Source organism: Stenotrophomonas sp. HMWF003 (assembly GCF_003061285.1).
Classification (GTDB): domain Bacteria; phylum Pseudomonadota; class Gammaproteobacteria; order Xanthomonadales; family Xanthomonadaceae; genus Stenotrophomonas; species Stenotrophomonas maltophilia_AP.
The window spans coordinates 1,598-6,952 of record NZ_QAIW01000469.1 but is presented as its reverse complement, the minus strand read 5'-3'; the positions used below and the strand labels follow the sequence as shown (position 1 = coordinate 6,952).

At 66.2% G+C, this 5,355-nt stretch carries 6 protein-coding genes; all 6 read right to left on the bottom strand.

Translation table 11 applies throughout. The annotated features are described in order from the left end of the window. On the bottom strand, nucleotides 1-579 hold a 579-nt coding region (recO, locus tag DBR34_RS20960; protein WP_128098211.1), incomplete at its 3' end, for a DNA repair protein RecO. A 23-nt stretch (nucleotides 580-602) separates the two neighbouring features. Then, a complete protein-coding gene (era, locus tag DBR34_RS20955) occupies nucleotides 603-1,499 on the bottom strand; it encodes a GTPase Era (RefSeq protein WP_038686993.1) in 897 nt (298 codons plus the stop codon). Beyond that, a complete protein-coding gene (gene rnc, locus DBR34_RS20950) occupies nucleotides 1,496-2,176 on the bottom strand; it encodes a ribonuclease III (protein WP_128098210.1) in 681 nt (226 codons plus the stop codon). Before rnc ends, era begins: the two co-directional genes overlap by 4 nt. Beyond that, nucleotides 2,166-2,549: a DUF4845 domain-containing protein gene (locus DBR34_RS20945; protein ID WP_038686989.1), complete on the bottom strand. Its 384-nt coding sequence runs from the start codon at nucleotides 2,547-2,549 to the stop codon at nucleotides 2,166-2,168. The genes rnc and DBR34_RS20945 overlap by 11 nt, the downstream gene beginning before the upstream one ends. Before the next feature lie 32 nt (nucleotides 2,550-2,581). Beyond that, nucleotides 2,582-3,376 carry a signal peptidase I gene (gene lepB / locus DBR34_RS20940; protein ID WP_128098209.1) on the bottom strand — a complete coding sequence of 265 codons (795 nt, stop codon included), beginning with the start codon at nucleotides 3,374-3,376 and terminating at the stop codon, nucleotides 2,582-2,584. Nucleotides 3,377-3,490: 114 nt separating this feature from the next. Then, nucleotides 3,491-5,281 (bottom strand): translation elongation factor 4, encoded by a 1,791-nt coding sequence (gene lepA, locus DBR34_RS20935; protein ID WP_181394095.1) that lies wholly within the window; start codon nucleotides 5,279-5,281, stop codon nucleotides 3,491-3,493. Nucleotides 5,282-5,355 lie beyond the last annotated feature (74 nt).

The window sequence follows — 5,355 nt, the reverse complement described above, 5'->3', positions numbered from 1 at the left end:
CAGGGCGCTGCCGGTGGCGGTGCCACGGCGGGGGTCGGTGCCGCGCTCGCTGAGCAGCCGGCGCGGCCCTTCCTGCGGGTCCAGTTCGTAGCGGGCGGCCGGGTCGACCGGCTCGCCGTCGCTGCCATGGGCCAGGTCGAACCCGAACCCCAGCGCCTCCAGCAGGTCGCGCTCGAACCGGCGCAATGTCCAGGCCAACGGCTCGCCGTCGCGCAGGCGCTGGCGGACCAGACCGTAGTGGTCATACAACTCGGGCAGCGGGTCCTGGCGCGGGGCCAGCCGCATCAGCAGCTCGTTGATGTAGAACCCGGCCAGCATCGCCTCGCCGCCCAGCCGCGGCGCGGCATCCAGGGCTTCGGCACCGCGCAGCTGGGCCAGTTCACCGCGCTGCACGGCACTGAAGCGGATCCACTGCAGCGGCTGCAATGCCGCCCGCAGGGCCTGGCTGCGCGGACTGCTCACGCCCCGCGCCAGCAGACCGATACGGCCGTGCTGCTCGGTCAGTACTTCCACCAGCAGGCTGGTTTCGCGCCACGACCGGGCATGCAGCACGAAGGCGGGTTCGTCATCGATGCGCATGGCGCAGCCGTCAGCGACCCGGCTTACTCGTAGCCGAACGCCTTCAGCGCGGCTTCGTCATCGGACCAGCCTTCACGCACGCGCACCCAGGTCTCCAGGAAGACCTTGGCGCCGAACAGGCGCTCCATCTGCATGCGCGACTTGGCGCCGATGTCCTTCAGGCGGGTGCCGCCCTTGCCGATCACGATGGCCTTCTGGCCTTCGCGCTCGACCCAGATCACCGCGCCGATGCGCAGCAGGTTGCCGTCTTCGACGAACCGCTCGATTTCCACCGTGGTGGCGTACGGCAGTTCTTCGCCCAGCTGGCGCATGAGCTGCTCACGGACCAGTTCGCCGGCCAGGAAGCGCTGGCTGCGGTCGGTGATTTCATCCTCGCCGAACATCGGCGGGGCTTCGGGCAGCAGCTTCAGCAGGTCGCGCACCAGCGCTTCCAGGCCGTTGCGCTTCTGCGCCGAAATCGGGTGAACGGCGGCGAACGTGCGGCCTTCGGTGACCTGCTGCAGGAACGGCAGCAGCGCTGCCTTGTCCTTGAGCCGGTCGACCTTGTTGACCACCAGCACCACCGGAATGCCCGAGTCGCTGAGCACGTTGAAGGCCAGGGTGTCTTCTTCGTCCCAGCGGCCGGCTTCGATCACCAGCATGCCGGCGTCCACGCCCTCCAGCGAGCCGCGCGCGGCGCGGTTCATGACGCGGTTCATGGCGCGCTTCTGCACCCGGTGCAGGCCGGGGGTGTCCACCAGCACCAGCTGCCCTTCCGGGTAGCTGGCAATGCCCAGCAACCGGTGCCGCGTGGTCTGCGGGCGGTTGGACACGATGCTGACCTTGGCGCCCACCAGGGCGTTGGTCAGGGTGGATTTGCCGACGTTGGGGCGGCCGATGACGGCCACGCTGCCGCAATGATGGGGAATTGCTTCGCTCACTTGGAATCCAGTTGCTCGAGGGCGGCCGCGGCCGCCTGTTGTTCGGCCAGCCGTCGCGAGGCACCTTCGCCTTCGGTGCTGACAGCGGGATCGGCTACGCCACAGCGTACCCGGAAGGTCTTGGCATGGTCGTCACCCGACTCTGACAGCAGCTCGTACAGCGGCAGCGTCTTCTGTCGGGCCTGCAACCATTCCTGAAGGCGGGTTTTGGGGTCTTTCTCGGGCTTGCCGGTGGCCGGCAGCGCCTCCATCGAGGGGCCGAACCACGGCAGAACCACGCCGCGGCAGGCCTCGAAGCCGGCATCCAGGTAGATGGCGGCTACAACCGCCTCCAGGGCGTCGGCCAGGATGGAGTCGCGGCGGTGACCGCCGGTCTTCATCTCGCCCGGGCCCAGGATCAGCCGGTCGCCCAGTTCGAGGGTGCGGGCGATCACCGCCAGCGCACCTTCACGCACCAGTTCGGCACGGGCGCGGGTGAGCGCACCTTCGTCGGCCTTGGGCCAGCGCTGGTACAGCGCCTGGGCCACCATCATGTTGACGATGCTGTCGCCGAGGAATTCCAGCCGCTCGTTGTTGGGCGTGCCGGCACTGCGATGCGTCAGGGCCTGCTGGAGCAGGCCCGGATCTGCGAAGGGATGACCAATGCGGTCACCACGTTGGAAAGTCTTAGTCGACACCGGCGAGGGTCAGTTCCTGGTTCGAATCGAATTTGCCCACCACGTCGAGATTGCCGATCAGTTCACGGCGCACTTCGTAGTTGACCTTCATGTTCCAGCCGCCGTCGATGCGATCGAACTTGACGTTGGCCGGCTTCACGTTTTCCGAGTAGTTGATGTACAGCCGCTTGAAGAACAGGTCCTGCACGCGGGCAGGCTCCATGTTGCCCACGCCCGGCTCCTTGGCCAGGCTCTTCATCGCCGAGCGCACCGAGTAGTACTCCTGATACATCGGGAACAGCTTCATGCCGACATACAGGCCGAACGCGACCACGATCAGTACCGCCAGGAACGAGGTCAGGGTCATGCCACGCTGCGTGTTCATCGTCTTCATTGCGTTCTCCCCAGATACGCGAGTGTGATGGATCAATTGATGCTCGAGCCGATCCGCGACGGCTCGAAGCCGTCCTTGCAGAACCAGCCCGAGCAGTTCAGCCAGATCAGGAACGCCTTGCCGCGCAGGTTCTCTTCCGGGAGCAGGCCCCAGAAGCGCCCATCATCGCTGTTGTCGCGGTTGTCGCCCATCACCAGGTACTTGCCGGCCGGCACCGTCCACTGGCCTGCGCCACGCGGGTAGTCGGTTTCCAGCACGGTGTGGGTGCGGCCCGGCAGGTGCTCGACCAGCAGCGAGCTGCCCTCGCCCTGGCCGCGATGGCCGGCATACAGGCCCTTGTTGTCGTACTTGACCGGTTCGCCGTTGAGGATCAACCCGTTCCCCTCGAACACGATCTCGTCACCGGGGATGCCGATGACGCGCTTGATGAAATTCTCGCCCTTGGCCGGATCGTTGTCCGAGTGGCCCGGGAAGTGGAACACCACCACGTCGCCGCGCTTGGGTTCGCCCAGCGGGACGACCTTGGCATTGTTCAGCGGCAGGCGCAGGCCATAGGAGAACTTGTTGACCAGGATGAAGTCGCCGATCAGCAGGTTGGGCATCATCGAGCTGGACGGGATCTTGTACGGCTCGGCGATGAAGCTGCGCACCACCAGCACGATGGCCAGCACCGGGAAGAACGCCCGGGCGTAGTCCACCGCGACCGGCTCGGAATCCAGCAGGCCGGCACGCGCGGCACGGCGCTTGGCGAAATACAGCTTGTCGGCCAGCAGGATCAAACCCGAGGCCAGCGTCAGTACGACCAGGAGGATCTCAAACAATTTCATGCGGTGTCCTTGGGCAACGGGTGCAGCGGTGCGGGTGCAGCGGCGACGGGGCCATCCCTGCGCGCCCGGCGGCACCTGGCGGGTGCCGCGCGGCTGCCGGGCGACCTGCCGGCCTTACTTGTCCATCTGCAGCACGGCCAGGAAGGCTTCCTGCGGGATTTCCACGCGGCCGACCTGCTTCATGCGCTTCTTGCCTTCCTTCTGCTTTTCCAGAAGCTTCTTCTTGCGCGAAACGTCGCCACCATAGCACTTGGCCAGCACGTTCTTGCGCATCGCCTTGACCGTGGTGCGGGAGATGATCTGCGAGCCGACGGCCGCCTGGATGGCCACGTCGAACTGCTGGCGCGGGATCAGCTCCTTCATCTTTTCACAGAGCTCGCGGCCCCGGCGGTCGGCATGGCTGCGGTGCACGATCAGCGACAGGGCGTCGACCTTGTCGCCGTTGATCAGCACGTCCACGCGGACGAACGGACCGGCGTCGAAACGCACGAAGTGGTAGTCCAGCGAGGCATAGCCGCGGCTGACCGACTTGAGCTTGTCGAAGAAGTCCAGCACCACTTCGGCCATCGGCAGCTCGTAGCTGATCTGCACCTGGCTGCCCAGGTAGTTGATGCCGATCTGGCTGCCGCGCTTTTCTTCGCACAGCTTGATGATGTTGCCGATGTACTCCTCGGGGGTGAGCACGTTGGCGCGGATGATCGGCTCGCGGATCTCCTGCACATGGTTGACCGGCGGCAGCTTGGCCGGGTTGTCCATGTTGATGATCGTGCCGTCGGTCTTGAGCACTTCATAGACCACGGTCGGCGCGGTGCTGATCAGGTCCAGGTTGTATTCGCGCTCCAGGCGCTCCTGCACGATTTCCATGTGCAGCATGCCCAGGAAGCCGCAGCGGAAGCCGAAGCCCATGGCCTCCGAGCTTTCCGGCTCGAAGCGCAGCGCGGCGTCGTTCAGGCGCAGCTTGTCCAGCGCTTCGCGCAGGTCCGGGTAGTCTTCGGCGTCGACCGGGAACAGGCCGGCGAACACGCGCGGCTGCATTTCCTGGAAGCCCGGCAGCGGCTTGGCGGCCGGGTCGGCGGCCAGGGTCAGGGTGTCGCCGACCGGCGCGCCGTGCACGTCCTTGATGCTGGCGGTGACCCAGCCCACTTCACCGGCCCGCAGCGCCGGCAGCACCTTGCGCTTGGGGGTGAACACGCCGACGTTGTCGACCTGGTGGGTACGGCCGGTGGACATCACCTGCAGCTTGTCGCCGGCCTTGATCTGGCCCTGCATCACGCGCACCAGGGAGACCACGCCCAGGTAGTTGTCGAACCACGAGTCGATGATCAGCGCCTGCAGCTTGTCGGTATCGCGCGGCACCGGCGGCGGGATGCGATGCACGATCGCCTCCAGCACGTCGACCACGTTCAGGCCGGTCTTGGCGCTGACCGGCACCGCGTCGGTGGCGTCGATGCCGATGACGGCCTCGATCTCGGCCTTGGCGCGCTCGATGTCGGCGGTGGGCAGGTCGATCTTGTTGATCACCGGCACCACTTCCAGGCCCTGCTCGACGGCCGTGTAGCAGTTGGCGACCGACTGCGCTTCCACGCCCTGGGCCGCATCGACCACCAGCAGCGCGCCTTCGCAGGCGGCCAGCGAGCGGCTGACTTCATAGGAGAAGTCGACGTGCCCGGGGGTGTCGATGAAGTTCAGGTGGTAGGTCTGGCCGTCTTTTGCCACGTAGGGCAAGGAGACCGACTGGGCCTTGATGGTGATGCCGCGCTCGCGCTCGATCGGGTTCGAGTCGAGCACCTGCGCCTCCATTTCGCGGGCCTGGAGGCCGCCGCAAAGCTGGATGATGCGATCGGCCAGCGTGGACTTGCCGTGGTCGACGTGGGCAATGATGGAGAAGTTGCGGATGAATCGCATCGAATCAGAAGACATAGGTGGCGGCGGCGCGTCGCGTCGTCAGGATGACTGCGCATTATCGCATGGCCGGCCCG